The organism is Klenkia sp. PcliD-1-E, from assembly GCF_024124375.1.
Lineage (GTDB): Bacteria > Actinomycetota > Actinomycetes > Mycobacteriales > Geodermatophilaceae > Klenkia.
The window spans coordinates 1-14,560 of sequence record NZ_JAMXRZ010000101.1; the positions used below are offsets into that span (position 1 = coordinate 1).

15 protein-coding genes are annotated in these 14,560 nt (G+C 73.6%); 8 read left to right on the forward strand and 7 right to left on the reverse strand.

Features of this window, described 5'->3' with window-relative positions; all coding sequences use genetic code 11:
- The coding region (locus NH342_RS17410) for an SbcC/MukB-like Walker B domain-containing protein (RefSeq protein ID WP_305884942.1) at positions 1–734 on the forward strand (734 nt) is incomplete at its 5' end.
- A 47-nt stretch (positions 735–781) separates the two neighbouring features.
- On the opposite strand, the gene NH342_RS17415 is transcribed toward NH342_RS17410, so the two are convergent.
- The 3 genes from NH342_RS17415 to NH342_RS17425 all read right to left on the reverse strand — a co-directional run bounded on the left by NH342_RS17415 (position 782) and on the right by NH342_RS17425 (position 4,132).
- Complete coding sequence (locus NH342_RS17415; protein ID WP_253016660.1) at positions 782–2,881, reverse strand: LGFP repeat-containing protein; 2,100 nt, start codon at positions 2,879–2,881, stop codon at positions 782–784.
- The gene (locus NH342_RS17420) at positions 2,881–3,450 is read right to left on the reverse strand and encodes a hypothetical protein (protein ID WP_253016636.1); all 570 of its coding nucleotides are present in this window, start codon (positions 3,448–3,450) and stop codon (positions 2,881–2,883) included. The genes NH342_RS17415 and NH342_RS17420 overlap by 1 nt, the downstream gene beginning before the upstream one ends.
- A 217-nt stretch (positions 3,451–3,667) precedes the next feature.
- The gene (locus NH342_RS17425) at positions 3,668–4,132 is read right to left on the reverse strand and encodes a GtrA family protein (protein ID WP_253016638.1); all 465 of its coding nucleotides are present in this window, start codon (positions 4,130–4,132) and stop codon (positions 3,668–3,670) included.
- A gap of 66 nt (positions 4,133–4,198) precedes the next feature.
- Here NH342_RS17425 and NH342_RS17430 point away from each other — a divergent pair, with 66 nt between their 5' ends.
- The 3 genes from NH342_RS17430 to NH342_RS17440 are packed head-to-tail and all read left to right on the forward strand — an operon-like array spanning position 4,199 to position 7,091.
- Positions 4,199–5,404 carry a 5-(carboxyamino)imidazole ribonucleotide synthase gene (locus NH342_RS17430; protein ID WP_253016640.1) on the forward strand — a complete coding sequence of 402 codons (1,206 nt, stop codon included), beginning with the start codon at positions 4,199–4,201 and terminating at the stop codon, positions 5,402–5,404.
- Positions 5,404–5,913, forward strand: a complete 510-nt coding sequence (purE, locus tag NH342_RS17435) for a 5-(carboxyamino)imidazole ribonucleotide mutase (RefSeq protein WP_253016642.1) — start codon at positions 5,404–5,406, stop codon at positions 5,911–5,913. Before NH342_RS17430 ends, purE begins: the two co-directional genes overlap by 1 nt.
- 20 nt (positions 5,914–5,933) lie before the next feature.
- Positions 5,934–7,091, forward strand: coding sequence for an acyl-CoA dehydrogenase family protein (locus NH342_RS17440; protein ID WP_253016644.1), 1,158 nt, complete (start codon positions 5,934–5,936; stop codon positions 7,089–7,091).
- Between the two features lie 35 nt (positions 7,092–7,126).
- Here the strand turns inward: NH342_RS17440 and NH342_RS17445 are convergent, their stop codons facing one another.
- From NH342_RS17445 to NH342_RS17455, 3 genes are read right to left on the reverse strand one after another with little or no spacing between them, the layout of a single operon-like run.
- Positions 7,127–7,798, reverse strand: a complete 672-nt coding sequence (locus NH342_RS17445) for a CoA transferase subunit B (RefSeq protein ID WP_253016646.1) — start codon at positions 7,796–7,798, stop codon at positions 7,127–7,129.
- Positions 7,799–7,800: 2 nt separating this feature from the next.
- Positions 7,801–8,571: a CoA transferase subunit A gene (locus NH342_RS17450; RefSeq protein ID WP_253016648.1), complete on the reverse strand. Its 771-nt coding sequence runs from the start codon at positions 8,569–8,571 to the stop codon at positions 7,801–7,803.
- Between the two features lie 34 nt (positions 8,572–8,605).
- The gene (locus tag NH342_RS17455; protein WP_253016650.1) at positions 8,606–9,415 is read right to left on the reverse strand and encodes a TIGR03089 family protein; all 810 of its coding nucleotides are present in this window, start codon (positions 9,413–9,415) and stop codon (positions 8,606–8,608) included.
- 82 nt (positions 9,416–9,497) lie between these two features.
- Here NH342_RS17455 and NH342_RS17460 point away from each other — a divergent pair, with 82 nt between their 5' ends.
- From NH342_RS17460 to NH342_RS17475, 4 genes are read left to right on the forward strand one after another with little or no spacing between them, the layout of a single operon-like run.
- On the forward strand, positions 9,498–10,034 hold the full coding sequence (locus NH342_RS17460; protein ID WP_253016652.1) for a phosphatase PAP2 family protein: 537 nt from the start codon (positions 9,498–9,500) through the stop codon (positions 10,032–10,034).
- Positions 10,031–10,990 (forward strand): decaprenyl-phosphate phosphoribosyltransferase, encoded by a 960-nt coding sequence (locus NH342_RS17465; protein WP_253016654.1) that lies wholly within the window; start codon positions 10,031–10,033, stop codon positions 10,988–10,990. Before NH342_RS17460 ends, NH342_RS17465 begins: the two co-directional genes overlap by 4 nt.
- On the forward strand, positions 10,987–12,342 hold the full coding sequence (locus NH342_RS24335; RefSeq protein WP_253016656.1) for an FAD-binding oxidoreductase: 1,356 nt from the start codon (positions 10,987–10,989) through the stop codon (positions 12,340–12,342). The genes NH342_RS17465 and NH342_RS24335 overlap by 4 nt, the downstream gene beginning before the upstream one ends.
- Positions 12,339–13,094 (forward strand): decaprenylphospho-beta-D-erythro-pentofuranosid-2-ulose 2-reductase, encoded by a 756-nt coding sequence (locus NH342_RS17475; protein ID WP_253016658.1) that lies wholly within the window; start codon positions 12,339–12,341, stop codon positions 13,092–13,094. The genes NH342_RS24335 and NH342_RS17475 overlap by 4 nt, the downstream gene beginning before the upstream one ends.
- A 19-nt stretch (positions 13,095–13,113) precedes the next feature.
- Here the strand turns inward: NH342_RS17475 and NH342_RS17480 are convergent.
- A partial coding sequence (locus NH342_RS17480) for an LCP family protein (RefSeq protein ID WP_374209483.1) occupies positions 13,114–14,560 on the reverse strand: 1,447 nt, incomplete at its 5' end.

Sequence of the window (14,560 nt, forward strand, 5' to 3'; positions counted from 1 at the left end):
GCGATGGCGAACTCATCGCCACCCAGGCGCGCCCCGACGTCCCCGGCCTCGAGGCGGCCGCCGCCACCGCGGCCTCGGCGCGGGAGTCGGCCGTGGCTGCTGCCGCCTCCGCCGACCGGTGCGTGCGGGAGCTCGACCGCCTGGGCGGGGAGCTGACCGCCGCCCTCGTCGAGCTCGACGAGCGGCGTGCCGCGGCCGAGCACGTCGGTTCGCTGGCCGACCTGGTCAACGGGCGCGGGAGCAACGTGCTGCGCATGCGTCTGCAGTCCTTCGTGCTGGCTGCCCGCCTCGAGCAGGTCGCCGAGTTGGCCAGCACCCGCCTGCAGGAGATGTCGGGAGGCCGGTACACCTTCCGGCACACCGACGTCGCCGGTCGGCACGGTGCGCGCGGCGGGTTGGGGCTGGAGGTGCTCGACGAGCACACCGGTCGGCAGCGCCCCACCAAGACCCTGTCCGGCGGGGAGAGCTTCATGGCCTCCCTCGCCCTGGCGCTCGGCCTGGCCGACGTGGTCACCGCCGAGTCCGGGGGGGTGCAGATCGACACCCTCTTCGTCGACGAGGGCTTCGGCTCCCTCGACGTGCTCGCCCTCGACGCGGTGATGGTGGTCCTCGACGACCTGCGCCGCGGGGGGCGCACCGTCGGGGTGGTCAGCCACGTCGAGGAGCTGCGCACCCGCATCCCGAGCCGCATCGAGATCCGCGCGGGCCGCGACGGGTCACGCCTGGCCGGCTGACACCGGGCCGTCCATCCGCTCCCGCAGGGCCGGCCGGGCAGCCGACGTCAGCCGCCGGTCACCGCCCCCGACTGGGGGTCGTAGGTCAGCGTGCCGCCCTGGAACCGCTGGGTGACCACGCCGGTGGAGGCGGTCCGCTGGTTCTCCACCGGGTAGCCGAGGCGTCCGGTCTCGTAGCCGCCGGCAGCCCACGCCGTCAGCAGCTGCCCGGTGACCAGACGGGCCCCGGTGCCCGGGGTCCAGTACACCGACCCGCCGGTGAACGTCTCGAAGCACCCACCGGCGGCGAGCCCGCAGTTCTCGTCGCTCGTCGGGTAGCCCAGGGGACCGGTCTCCCAGCCGCTCGCGGCCCACGCGTCCCGGATGGCGCCGCGGACCAGCCGGGCCCCGGACGCGGTGCTCCAGTAGAGCGAGCCACGCTCGAAGTGCTGACCGCAGCCACCGTCCCGCAGGCCGCAGAAGGTGCTGTTGGTCGGGTAGCCCAACGGTCCGCTCTCCCACCCGAGGCCGGCCCACCGGCTGTACACGGGGTCCCGGACCACCTGGGCGCCGGTCGAGGGGGACCAGTAGACCGAGCCCCCCGTGAAGGTCTGGAAGCACCCGCCCGAGCGCAGTCCGCAGTTCTCGTCGCCGGTCGGGTAGGCCAACGGCCCGGTGACGCCGCCCGAGGCCTGCCAGGCCTCCCGGATCCCGCCGCGGACGAACTGCGGCGCGGTCGACGATGAGGTGAACAGCGCGCCGCCCTGGAACTCCTGGCTGCAGCCGCCCGCCGCCAGACCGCACACGGTGTCGGCCGTGGGGTAGCCCAGCAGCCCGTTCTCGAAGCCGAGCCGGGCCCAGCCGGCCACGACCGCGGACCGGACGACCACGGCGCCGGTGGCCGGCGTGTAGTACACCAAGCCGTTCTGGAAGGCGGAGAAGCAGCCGCCGTTGCGCAGTCCGCAGTTCTCGTCCGAGGTGGGCAGGCCGAGGTAGCCCGTCTCCCAGCCGGTGGTGCCCCACTTGTCGCGGATGCCGCCCCGGACCAGGAAGGCCGTCGCCGCCGGCCCCGCGGCGTACAGCGACCCGCCCTGGAACTCCTGGAAGCAGGCACCGCCGGTCAGGCCGCACCACGTGTCCATCGTCGGGAACCCGAGGCCGCCGTTCTCCCAGCCGAGCTGCCCGTAGCGGGTCTCCACCGAGCCGGTCAGGGCGCGCGCGCCGGTGGCGGGGGACCAGTAGATGGACCCCCGGGCGTAGTGCTGGTAGCAACCGCCGTCGCGGATCCCGCAGCCGATGGCTGACGTGGTGGCACCCAGCGCGCCGGAGGGGCCACCCGCAGCGGTGTAGCGGTCCAGGATGGCCGAGCCGCCGGCGGACTGCGTGGAGCCGAACCAGTCGGTGAAGTAGTTCCAGAAGTTGCGGTTGCCGTAGGAGGAGCAGCTGTCCCCGGTGCCGTACCCGGCGGCCAGCGCGGCCGCGTTCGGCTGGTAGGGGGTGTAGCTGTACAACCCGGCCGTCGCCTTGTTCTGGATGTAGACCTGGGAGGACCCGCACGCGCTGTTCGGGTTGTAGAGGACGGTGTTGTTCCGGCCGGCCCGGTAGCTGCCCGCCACGTTGGCCGCGTAGCGCTGGAACTGCCGGGCGGCGAAGTAGACCTGGCTGGCGAAGCCCGAGAACTCCGGGTTGCAGGCCGCGGTGTCCGGGCAGGCGAACCCGGTGGCCTTGGTGTACCGGATGGTGGCCGGACGGGTGCCGGTGACCAGGCCCTGCTCCTTCTGCAGGAGCACGATCAGCACCCGCGGGTTGATGCCGCAGGCCTGGCCGACCTTGACGATGATCGCCGCCGCGGTCTCGTCCGCGGCCCCGGTGTAGGTGGAGCAGTAGGCATCCCCCGCCTGGGTCGCCGTCGTCTGCCGGTAGTCCTTCAGGCAGGGCTGCTCACCGGCGACGCAGGAGGCACCCTTGGCGTTCAGGAACGCCTGCACGGTGGGGACGTCGACGGCCAGGGAGTCGAAGAACACCGCGTCGGCGATGATGTTGCCGGGGTCGAAGTAGCTCAGGTCCGCGGCCCGGGCGGCGTCGGTGGGCTCCGGGCCGGTGGTGGGCAGCAGCAGGGCCGAGGCGACCAGGGCGAGGACCGTCGTGATCCGGGCGAGGGTGCGCATCACGGGACGACCACCGTCGTGGCGGTCGACCGGCCTTGCGCGGTCGCCGAGGAGTAGTCCACGACCACCGACCACGAGCCGGACCCCAGTCCGCCGCCGCTGAGCAGCAGACCGGGGCACGTCGTCGAACCGGCATCGGGCTCACCCGGCACGGAGGCGGTCACCGCCGCCGCCCCCGGTCGCGACGCGGTGACCGTGCAGGTCCCCCCGGACTCGACGATCCCCTGCACGAAGGCCCCCGCCTCGATCGAGGCGGTGGTGGCGTCCCAGTCCGCGTACGTGACGACGACGTCGACCGTCGCGCCGGTCGGGGCCGGCGCCGGGCTGTCCGTCGCCACGGAGGTGGGGTTGGGGAGCCCGGGGTCCACCGGCGTGCCGTAGGCCCCCGGGGACGCCTGGGCCGCGGAGGACAGTGCGGCAGCGGCGGAGGACGTCGCGGCCACGGCCGAGGACGTCGCCGCCGCGGCGGGGTCCGTCGGTCGGTCGGCGGAGCCGCACCCGGCGCACAGCGCCAGGGCGGCGGCACCGAGGCCGACCCGGGCACGCGCACGTGGACGTCCTGCGAACATCGAAGTCACCCCGTCGTGGATCGGCGGCCAGGACGGCGGCGGTGCGGTCCAGGCGCGGAAGAGCTCTGCGTGATCGGCAGCTTGCTCTGAGTCAGGGACAGCGTGCCACGGTTTTCGCCACGTGTCGTTATCCGACGCGGGGTGTCGCCGCCGTTGCGTTGCACACAACCCCATCGGCGCCGGAGCACCCGGGCTTGAGCTGCCCGCGGGGAGGCGCTCACGCGGGTACGACGTCGCCGGTCGTGGCGGGGAAGACCCACCGGCGGTAGGCGAACCAGCGCACCACGGTGCCCAGGGCGATCGACCCGACGTTCGCGATCTGCAGCACGAGGGTGCCCTCCTGGCCCAACGGGTAGCGGGCCACCGCCACGACCACGAGCCCCAGCAGGAGCGTCGCGCCGTTGATCCCCAGGAAGAGCAGGTACTCCCGACGCACGCCCGTCCGCGTCCGGTGGCTGAACGACCAGTAGCGGTGGGCGACGTAGGCGACTGTCGTCGCCAGCACGGTCGACACGAACTTCGCCGTCACGGCCCCGACGCCGGCGTGGGCGTACAGCAGCTGGAACACCCCGAGGTCGAGCACGAAGCACGCCGCACCCACGACGCCGAAGGCGCTGAGCTCCTTGACCAGCAGGCGCCAGGTGAGCCCGGTCCGGCGGAGGAACGAGTCCAGGACGGCCACGGCGCGGCACTGTACGGACGAAGTCTGTGATCGGCCGGCAGGTCGGGCCGATACCGTGGCGGCACCATGGCTGCGCCTCTCGACCCCCGGACCGGCACCCCCGTCGTCGCGATGGTCGGGGGTGGCCAGCTGTCGCGGATGACCCACCAGGCCGCCGTCGCCCTGGGTCAGTCGCTGCGGGTGCTGGCGGCCGACCCGGCCGAGTCCGCCGCGCTGGTCGCCGGCGACGTCCGCCTCGGCGCGCACACCGACCTCGACGCGCTCACCGCCTTCGCCGAGGGCGCCTCGGTGGTCACCTTCGACCACGAGCACGTGCCCACCGAGCACCTGCACGCGCTGCAGGCCGCTGGCCACCGGGTGGCCCCGGGCCCGGATGCACTGGTGCACGCGCAGGACAAGCTGGTCCTCCGCCGGGCCCTGGCCGAGGCGGGGGAGCCGCAGCCGGCCTGGGCGCAGGTCGACACCGCCGCCGACGTGTCCGTATTCGCCGACCGGCACGGCTGGCCCGTCGTCCTCAAGACCCCGCGCGGCGGGTACGACGGCAAGGGGGTCTTCGTCGTCCCCGACGAGTCCGCGGCGGCGGAGCTGGTCGCCGAGCACGGCACGCTGCTGGCGGAGCAGCGGGTGGACATGGTCCGTGAGCTGGCTGCCCAGGTCGCCCGCTCGCCCTTCGGCCAGGTCGCCGTCTACCCGGTGGTGGAGACCGTGCAGCGCGACGGCGTGTGCAACGAGGCCCTCGTACCGGCTCCCGGTCTGGCCGACGAGCTCGCGACGGCGGCCCAGGAGCTCGCCGTGCGGATCGCCGACCGGCTCGGCGTCGTCGGCATGCTCGCCGTCGAGCTGTTCGAGACCGCCGACGGCATCCTGGTGAACGAGCTGGCGATGCGGCCGCACAACTCCGGCCACTGGACCATCGACGGTGCAGTGACCAGCCAGTTCGAGCAGCACCTGCGGGCGGTGCTGGACTACCCGCTGGGCTCGACCGCGATGACCGCGCCGTTCGTGGTCATGGCCAACGTGCTCGGCGGGGACGCCGCAGCCGACGACTGGGCCGGACCGGGTCTCGACGAGCGCATCCACCACTTCATGGCGCACTGGCCCGACGTCAAGCTGCACTGGTACGGCAAGGGTCAGCGCCGCGGCCGCAAGCTCGGCCACGTCACCGCCCGCGGCACGGAGCTCGAGGAGGTCCGGGCCCGTGCGGTCGCCGCCGCCCGGTACCTCGCCGACGGCGTCGTGGACCCGGCCTTCGCCTTCGAGGAGGAGCACTGATGGCGGCACCGCTGGTCGGCATCGTGATGGGCAGCGACTCCGACTGGCCCACGATGGAGCCGGCTGCGCAGGCGCTGGACGAGTTCGGGGTCGGCTGGGAGGCCCACGTCCTCTCCGCGCACCGCACCCCACGCCGGATGCTCGACTGGGCCGAGGCCGCGGCCGGCCGGGGGCTGCGCGTCGTCGTCGCCGGGGCCGGGGGAGCGGCGCACCTGCCGGGGATGATCGCCGCGGCCAGCCCGCTGCCGGTGATCGGCGTGCCGCGTCCGCTGGACCGCCTCGACGGCCTGGACAGCCTGCTCTCGATCGTGCAGATGCCCGCCGGCGTCCCGGTCGCGACCGTCTCCATCGGCGGGGGCCGCAACGCGGGCCTGCTCGCCGTGCGCATCCTCGCGGCGTCCGACGACGCCCTGCGGGCGCGGGTCGCGCAGTTCCAGGCCGACCTCGCCGACTCGGTGGTCGCCCGCGACGCGCAGCTGCAGCAGCGGTTGGCTTCGACCGCGGAGTGAACCCGGACTAACCTCTACCCGTGGGTAACGTCGCCGGCGGGCTGTACGCACTGACCGAGGAGCACGACGCGATCCGCGAGGCGGTCCGCGAGATCGCCGAGCGCGAGATCGCCCCCTACGCCGCCGAGTGCGACGCCGACTCGCGGTACCCGATCGAGGCGCAGAAGGCGCTGACCGCGGCCGGGTTCCACGCCACCCACATCGAGGAGCAGTACGGCGGCGAGGGTGCCGACGCCGTCGCCACCTGCATCGTCATCGAGGAGGTCGCGCGGGTCGACGTCTCGGCCTCCCTGATCCCCGCGGTGAACAAGCTCGGGTCAGTGCCGGTCATCCTGTCCGCGTCCGAGGAGCTCAAGCAGAAGGTGCTGCCCTCGATCGCCTCGGGCGAGGCGATGATCAGCTACGGCCTGTCCGAGCGCGAGGCCGGCTCCGACGCCGCCGCCATGAAGACCCGGGCGCGCCTGGACGGCGACTCGTGGGTGCTCAACGGCGCGAAGGCGTGGATCACCAACGCCGGCGTCAGCGAGTGGTACACGGTCATGGCCGTCACCGACCCCGACAATGGCGCCAACGGCATCTCCGCGTTCGTCGTGCACCGCGACGACCCCGGCTTCGAGGTCGGCGCCAAGGAACGCAAGATGGGCATCAAGGGGTCGCCCACCTGCGAGCTGCACTTCACCGACTGCACCATCCCGGCCGACCGCATCGTCGGTGAGCCCGGCACCGGCTTCAAGACCGCCCTGAAGACCCTGGACTTCACCCGGCCGACCATCGGCGCGCAGGCCGTCGGCGTCGCGCAGGGCGCGCTGGACGCCGCGATCGCCTACACCAAGGACCGCAAGCAGTTCGGGAAGAGCACCTCGGACTTCCAGGGCGTGCAGTTCATGCTCGCCGACATGGCCATGAAGATCGAGGCCGCCCGGCACCTGGTCTACGTCGCCGCCGCCCGCGGCGAGACCGGCGGCCCGGACCTCACGATGATCTCCGCGTCGTCGAAGGCGTTCGCCTCGGACGTCGCGATGCAGGTGACCACGGACGCCGTCCAGCTGTTCGGCGGGGCCGGGTACACGCAGGACTTCCCGGTCGAGCGGATGATGCGCGACGCCAAGATCACCCAGATCTACGAGGGCACCAACCAGATCCAGCGCATGGTGATCGCCCGCAACCTCCTGCGCTGACGCGGCGGGGGCCGCCGCCGGCGGCCCCCGCGCCCTCAGGTGTTGACCGGCAGCCGCATCTCGTGGACGTCGTCGGCGACGGCCAGGGGTGCGCCGGTGGCGGCGACGACCTCGTCGGCGGTGACGCCGGGCGCGGTCTCGCGCAGCACGAAGCCCTGCCCGGCGACGACGTCGACGACGGCCAGGTCGGTGACGATGCGGTCCACGCACGCCTTGCCGGTCAGCGGCAGGGTGCACTCGGCGACGAGCTTGTGCGACCCGTCGCGGGCGGTGTGCTCCATCATGAGCACGACGCGGCGGGCGCCGTGGACGAGGTCCATCGCCCCGCCCATGCCGTTGACCATCTTGCCGGGGATGAGCCAGTTGGCCAGGTCGCCGCGGGGGTTGACCTGCATGGCACCCAGGACGGCGACGTCGATGTGGTGGCCGCGGATCATCCCGAACGACAACGAGGAGTCGAAGAACGACGCCCCGGGCTGCAGGGTGACAGTCTCCTTGCCGGCGTTGATCAGGTCGGGGTCCTCCTCGCCCTCGAAGGGGTAGGGCCCCACGCCGAGGATGCCGTTCTCCGACTGCAGCACCACGTGCACGCCCTCGGGGATGAAGTTGGGCACCAGGGTGGGCATACCGATGCCCAGGTTGACGTAGGAGCCGTCGGTCAGGTCGGCGGCGACGCGGGCGGCGAGCTGGTCACGGTTGAGCGCCATCGTCAGTTCTCCTTCGCGCCGGTGGGGCGGGGGCGGGTGGTGCGCTTCTCGATCTCCTTGCCCTCGGAACCGACCTCGACCACGCGCTGCACGAAGACCCCGGGCAGGTGCACGGCCTCGGGCAGGATCTCCCCGGGCTCGACCAGCTCCTCGACCTCGGCGATGGTGACCCGCCCGGCCATGCCGGCCAGGGGGTTGAAGTTGCGGGCGGACTCGTGGAAGACGAGGTTGCCGTGCCGGTCGCCCTTCGCGGCGCGCACGAGGCCGAAGTCGGCGGTCAGCGCGGTCTCCAGGACGTACTGGCGGCCGTCGAACTCGCGGATCTCCTTCGGGGCGGAGGTCACGGTGACGTTGCCGTCGGCGTCGTAGCGGACCGGGATGCCGCCGTCGGCGACCATCGTGCCGACCCCGGTGGGGGTGTAGAAGGCGGGGATGCCGCAGCCCCCGGCGCGCAGCCGCTCCGCGAGGGTGCCCTGCGGGGTGAGCTCGACCTCCAGCTGCCCGGACAGGTAGAGGCGGGCCAGCTCCTTGTTGCCGCCGACGAAGGAGGAGATGGTGCGGGTGATACGCCCGGCGTAGAGCAGCACCCCCAGCGCCGCGTCGTCCACGCCGCAGTTGTTGCTGATCGTGGTCAACCGGTCCGCGCCCTGCGCCAGCAGGGCGTCGATCAGCTTGATCGGCACCCCGCACAACCCGAAACCGCCCACGGCCAGCGACGAGCCGGAGCCGATGTCGGCCACCGCCTCGGCAGCACTGGCGACGACCTTGTCCATGCAGCGACCACCATCCGTCGGATCGCTGGGCGGATCAGCTCGAGGCGGGGCGGCCCAGCTCGCGGATCCCGTCGAGCCCGAGGCCGAGGGTAGCGGTGACGCCCTCGGTGGCCGCCCGACGGTTCTGCTGGTCGGGAGCGGCGTTGCGGCAGAGCACCAGGGACCCGCCGACGGCCAGCGGCGCGAGGAGCCACACGACGGGCCCGGCCTCGGCCGCGGCCGGATCGTCGACGAGCACGCGGTCCCCGGCGCGCAGACCCAGGCGCGCGGCCAGCTCGTCCGCGGCCTCGACGAGGCCACCGAGGGTGAGCTCCAGGCCGGGGAGCTGCAGCCCGGGGGCAGCGGGGTCGACGGGTTCGTAGGGGGTGAAGTGGTCGCCGTGGGCCCGCACCTCCAGCGCGAAGTCCCGGGCCGCGCCGGTGTAGCCGGTCATGCCCAGGCCGAGGGGGTGCAGGGACAGGCCGAGCAGCTCGTCGACGCCCTGCTCCTCGATGGCGGTCACCCGGTCCTGGGCGGCCAGGACGACGTCGACGTCGGCCAGCCCGCCGTCGTCCTCGGCCGCCGTGTCGACCACGACCGCACCGCAGGACCACACGGCCAGCAGGACGGCGGCGGTCTGCCAGTGCACCGGGAGCGCCACGGCCACCCGGCTGCCGGGGCCGACGTCGAACTCGTCCTGCAGCAGGTTCGCGGTCTTGGCCACCCAGTTGGCCACCGTCGTGCCGGACAGCTCCACCCGCTCGCCGGTGGCGTCGTCGTACTGGGTGACCAGCGGCGCGGCGGCGTCCCGCCGCAGGACCTCGGCCAGCAGGTCCGGGGGAGTGGCGGGGCGCGCGGGTGGCATGGGGCCAGGGTGGCAGCCCGGCGACCGGCATCTCCCTCGGGGCGCCCAGGAGGACACCCCGGCGGGCTACAGTCGGTCCCCGATGACCGCCGACCCGCGGGCGGTGCTGGTCCGACTCGACCACGCCGTGCTCCGCAGCACCCGACGCCGTCTCGGCGGCACCCCCGCCGTCCCCCTCGCCCAGGGCATGTCCCACTTCGGCGAGCACGCCATCGGCTGGATCGCGGCCGGCTCCCTGGGCTGGGCCACGGGTCGCCGGCGGGCCGACTGGGGCGACGCGGTGGTCGGGGTCGTCGCCGCGCACGCCGCCGGGGTGCTGGTCAAGCGCGTCGTCCGCCGGCCCCGGCCCAGCCTGCCCGACGTCCCGCCGCTGGTCGGCACGCCGAGCCGGCTGTCCTTCCCCAGCGCGCACAGCTGCTCGACCGCGGCCGCGGCCGTGGGGTTCGCGCCCCTGGTGGGCGCACCGCCGATGGCCGCGGTCACCGCGGCGATGCTGGTCTCGCGCGTCCTGCTGGGCGTGCACTACCCGACCGACGTCCTCGCCGGCGCCGTCCTCGGCGGCGGGGTGGCAGCCGCGACCCGGCGGACCGCACGACGGCGCAGGGAGGCCCGCCGATGAGCATCGAGTTCGACCGGACCACGACGTCCGGCCCGTCGGCACAGCCCCGGCGGGTCCCCCCGCCGCCGCGCACCCCCGGCGCCCGGGGCTCGGTGCCGTGGGGCTACGTGCGGTCGCTCCGCCCGCGGCAGTGGGTCAAGAACGTGCTGGTGCTCGCGGCGCCGCTCGCCGCCGGTGCCGTGTTCCGGGCCGACGTCCTCGGGCCGACGGCCGTGGCGTTCGTGCTGTTCTGCCTCTGCGCGTCCGGCGTCTACCTGGTCAACGACTCGATCGACGTCGAGGAGGACCGCCGGCACCCGCGCAAGCGGTTCCGGCCGATCGCCGCCGGGCTGGTGCCCCGGCCCGTCGCCGTCGGCTTGGCGGTGGTGCTGTTCGCGGTGGCGATCACCGCCGCCGTCGTGCTGACCCGCCCGGCGCTGGCCGGGGTCCTCGGCAGCTACGTGGTCATCCAGCTCGCCTACTGCCTGTTCCTGAAGAACCAGCCGGTCATCGACCTGGCCGTCGTGGCGTCGGGGTTCCTGCTGCGCGGCATCGCCGGCGGCGTCGCGGCCGGGCTCTTCCTGTCCCAGTGGTTCCTCCTGGTGACCGCCTTCGGCTCGCTGTTCATGGTGGCTGGCAAGCGCTACTCCGAGCTGATCCTGGTCGGGGACGCCGCCGCCACGCGCAAGACCCTGCAGGAGTACTCGGCGAGCTACCTGCGCTTCGTGTGGAGCCTGTCCGCCGGCGTGACCGTGACCGCCTACAGCCTGTGGGCCTTCGAGATGGCCAGGTCGCAGACCACCGTGCCGTGGGCGACCATCTCGATCGCCCCGTTCGTCCTCGCCGTGCTCCGGTACGCGAGGGACGTCGACAAGGGCGCCGCGGGCGCCCCGGAGGAGATCGTCTTGGGTGACCGTGTCCTGCTCGTGCTGGGCACCCTGTGGGTGCTGACCGTCGGGGTGGGGGTGTTCACGTGAGCACCGTCGAGACCGTCCCGCTCAGCGGCTGGGGCCGCACGGCGCCGACCCGTGCGGTGCTCTCGCCCGTGCGCTCCGAGGACGAAGCGAGGGCGGTGCTGGCGGGCCGGTCCGGCCGCGGCGTGCTCGCCCGCGGCCTGGCCCGCAGCTACGGGGACGCCGCGCAGAACGCCGGCGGCGACGTGCTCGACATGACCGCCGCCGACCGGGTGCTGCACGCCGACGTGGAGACGGGCCTGGTCGACGTCGAGGCCGGCATCTCGCTGGACGAGCTGATGAACCGGTTCGTGCCGCAGGGGTTCTTCGTGCCGGTCACCGCCGGGACCCGGTACGTCACCGTCGGCGGGGCCATCGCCGCCGACATCCACGGCAAGAACCACCACGTCGCGGGCAGCTTCAGCCAGCACGTGCACTGGATCGACCTGCTCACCGCCGACGGTGAGGTCCGCCGGGTGTCGCCCACCGAGGACCCGGACCTGTTCTGGGCCACCGCCGGCGGCATGGGGCTGACCGGGGTCATTCTCCGCGCTCGGGTCCAGCTCAAGGCGATCGGGACGTCGCGCTGCTCGGTCGACACCGACCGCACGCCGAACCTCGACGCGCTGATGACCCTGCTCGCCGAGACCGACCACCTGTACGAGTACTCCGTGGCGTGGATCGACTGCGCCGCCAAGGGCGCCCGGATGGGCCGGTCGGTGGTCACCCGCGGCCGGTTCGCCACCCGCGACGAGCTGCCGGCGAAGCGGCGGGCGGACCCGCTGGCCTACCACGGTTCGGTCAAGCTGTCCGCCCCCGACCTCTTCCCGCCGGGGCTGCTCAACCGGCTCACCGTCGGTGCGTTCAACGAGCTCTGGTACCGCAAGGCGCCGGCGCGCAAGCGGGGTCAGCTGCAGAGCATCCCGACGTTCTTCCACCCGCTGGACGGCGTGGGCGCCTGGAACCGCATCTACGGCCCGCGGGGGTTCGTGCAGTACCAGTTCACCGTGCCCTTCGGCGCCGAGGCGGCCATGCGCGAGGCGCTGGAGCGCATCTCGTCGTCGGGCACCGCCTCCTTCCTGGCCGTGCTCAAGCGCTTCGGCCCGGGCAACCCGGGCATGCTGTCCTACCCCTCGCCGGGCTGGACGCTGGCCCTGGACATTCCGGTGCAGAACGGTCTGGCCACCCTGCTCGACCAGCTGGACCAGCTGGTGGTCTCGGCCGAGGGCCGGATCTACCTGGCCAAGGACTCCCGCGTGCGCCCGGAGACCTTCGAGCACATGTACGACCGGCTCGACGACTTCCGGGCGGTGCGCCGGCGGGTGGACCCCGAGGGCGTCTTCACCTCCGACCTGGCCAGGAGGCTCTCGCTGTGATCGACGCCCTGGGTTCCCCCAGCTCGCTGCTCCTGGTGGGCGGCACCTCGGACATCGCCGTCGCGACCGCGAAGCGGTACCTCGCCGAGCGGCCGCTGCGCGTGGTCCTCGCCGCGCGCGACACGCCCCGCCGCAGCGAGGTCGCCGACGACCTCGCCGCCGCCGGCGCGCAGGTGCAGGTCGTGGACTTCGACGCGGAGGACCCCGCGTCGCCGGCCCGGATGGTCGCCGAGGCGACCGCGCAGGGGGACGTCGACGTCGCCCTCGTCGCCTTCGGGCAGCTCGGGGACGCCGACGAGCTCCGCCGCGACGGCGCCGCCGTGGCCCGGCTCGGCCAGGTCAACTTCGTGGCCCCCGCGGTCGTGGGCACCGAGCTGGCGGGGCGGATGCGCGAGCAGGGCCACGGGGTCCTGGTCGCGCTGTCGTCGGTGGCCGGTGAGCGGCCCCGCGCGTCCAACTTCGTGTACGGGTCGACCAAGGCCGGGCTGGACGCCTTCTACTCCGGCCTGGCCGACGCCCTCGTCGGCACGGGCGTGTCCGTCCTCGTCGTCCGCCCCGGCTTCGTGCGGTCGAAGATGACCGAGGGCCTCGCGGCGGCGCCGCTGGCCACCACGCCTGAGGCCGTCGCCGACGCCATCGTCTCCGGCGTGCGGGCGGGCCGGCACACCGTGTGGGTCCCGAGCGCCATGCGCCTGGTCATGAGCGGTCTGCGCCACCTGCCGCGGGGGATCTTCCGCCGGCTCCCGGTCTGAGCGGGCGGCATCCGCCGCGCTAGTTCACGCAGGAGGTGTCGGCCGCGGTGCGGGCGTCCTCGCCCTCGGTCTCCGGGGTGGTCACGGCCGGCGCCGACAGCGCCTCGCCGATGCCGTTGAAGTCCGACCCGATGACCAGCTGCACGGTCCCCTCGGTGACGTCGTCCACCTGGGCCATGGTCGCCCCGGGGATCTGCGCGGCGAGCGTGGCCGCGAGTGCCTCGTCGCCGGCGGCGTAGCGGATCTCGGTGGCGGTGTAGGCGGCCGAGTCAGCGTTCCCGGTGCTGGCCACGGTGAACCCGGCGGCGGTGAGGTCGGCCGCGGCGGACGCGGCCACCCCGCTGGTCCCCGAGCCGTTGTACACCGCGACAGACACCTCCGACGGGTCGACCGTCGCCGGCGCCTCGGTGGTGGCCGGCGCACTGGTCGCCGGGGTGGGGTCGGAGGACAGGTTCGCGAAGAAGGCGTGCAGGGTGTCCTCGTCCTGCAGCTGCAGGATGTAGCGCCCCTGGTCGTCGGTGCTGTCGCCCACGTAGGGGATGGTCTGGAAGTCGATGCCGCCGGTGGTCACCGACTGCATCTGCGCAGCGAGCTCGAACAGGTCCAGGGTGCGGTCGACGGTGAGCGAGTTCGCAGCCGCCTCGACGAGCTGGCGCTGCTTGCCCAGGTCGAGCAGCACGTTCTCGGACAGCATCTTCCTGATCATGGCCGCGATGAAGTACTGCTGGCGGATGATGCGGTCGAAGTCACCGCGGGGCAGGCCGTGGCGCTGCCGGACGAAGGCCAGGGCCTGGGTGCCCTCGATGGTCGAGATGCCCGCGGGCAGGTCGATGCCGGAGTAGGAGTCCTGGACGGCGTTGCAGAGGTTGACCTCGACGCCGCCGATCACCGAGGACAGGTTGAAGAACCCCAGGAGGTCCACCTCGGCGTAGTGGTCGACGGCCAGGCCGGTGAGCTGGCTGATGGTCTGGATCAGCAGCTGCGCGCCCGCGGCCTGCTTCTCGCTGTCGGTGGCGCCGTCCGGGGCGTCGGCCATGCCGTAGGCGTAGGCGGCGTTGAGCTTGTCCTGCCCGTGCCCGGGGATGTCGACGTAGGAGTCCCGGGGGAAGGAGACGAAGGACGCCGAGGACCCGTCGGCGGGGATGTGCACCAGGATCATGGTGTCGGTGTTGGTGCCGGCGTTGGCCTCGGTGCCCAGCTCCGCGAGCTCCTCGGGGGTGGCGCTGGCCCGGCTGTCGTTGCCGACGAGCAGCAGGTTCACTGCGCGGCCGTCGACCCCGGCGCCGTCGACGTTCCCGTCGGCCGGGATGGCGTCGGTGCGGTTGACGCTGGCCTCAACGACCCGGCCGAGGTACCAGCCCCAGCCGCTGGTGCCGAGCAGGACGACCGACAGCAGACCGGCCACCAGCCGCAGGGCGCCGGTGGCCCGGCGCCGGGGCCGCGCGCCGGCCGGCCCGCCCCCCGTG

Bases quoted from the DNA above. Each gene is read 5' to 3' on its own strand.
- NH342_RS17460 (WP_253016652.1), top strand. From the start codon at position 9,498: ATGACCGCCGACCCGCGGGCGGTGCTGGTCCGACTCGACCACGCCGTG.
- NH342_RS17415 (WP_253016660.1), bottom strand. From the start codon at position 2,881: ATGCGCACCCTCGCCCGGATCACGACGGTCCTCGCCCTGGTCGCCTCG.
- NH342_RS17445 (WP_253016646.1), bottom strand. From the start codon at position 7,798: ATGGCGCTCAACCGTGACCAGCTCGCCGCCCGCGTCGCCGCCGACCTG.
- NH342_RS17455 (WP_253016650.1), bottom strand. From the start codon at position 9,415: ATGCCACCCGCGCGCCCCGCCACTCCCCCGGACCTGCTGGCCGAGGTC.
- NH342_RS17450 (WP_253016648.1), bottom strand. From the start codon at position 8,571: ATGGACAAGGTCGTCGCCAGTGCTGCCGAGGCGGTGGCCGACATCGGC.
- purE (WP_253016642.1), top strand. From the start codon at position 5,404: ATGGCGGCACCGCTGGTCGGCATCGTGATGGGCAGCGACTCCGACTGG.
- NH342_RS17420 (WP_253016636.1), bottom strand. From the start codon at position 3,450: ATGTTCGCAGGACGTCCACGTGCGCGTGCCCGGGTCGGCCTCGGTGCC.
- NH342_RS17465 (WP_253016654.1), top strand. From the start codon at position 10,031: ATGAGCATCGAGTTCGACCGGACCACGACGTCCGGCCCGTCGGCACAG.
- NH342_RS17430 (WP_253016640.1), top strand. From the start codon at position 4,199: ATGGCTGCGCCTCTCGACCCCCGGACCGGCACCCCCGTCGTCGCGATG.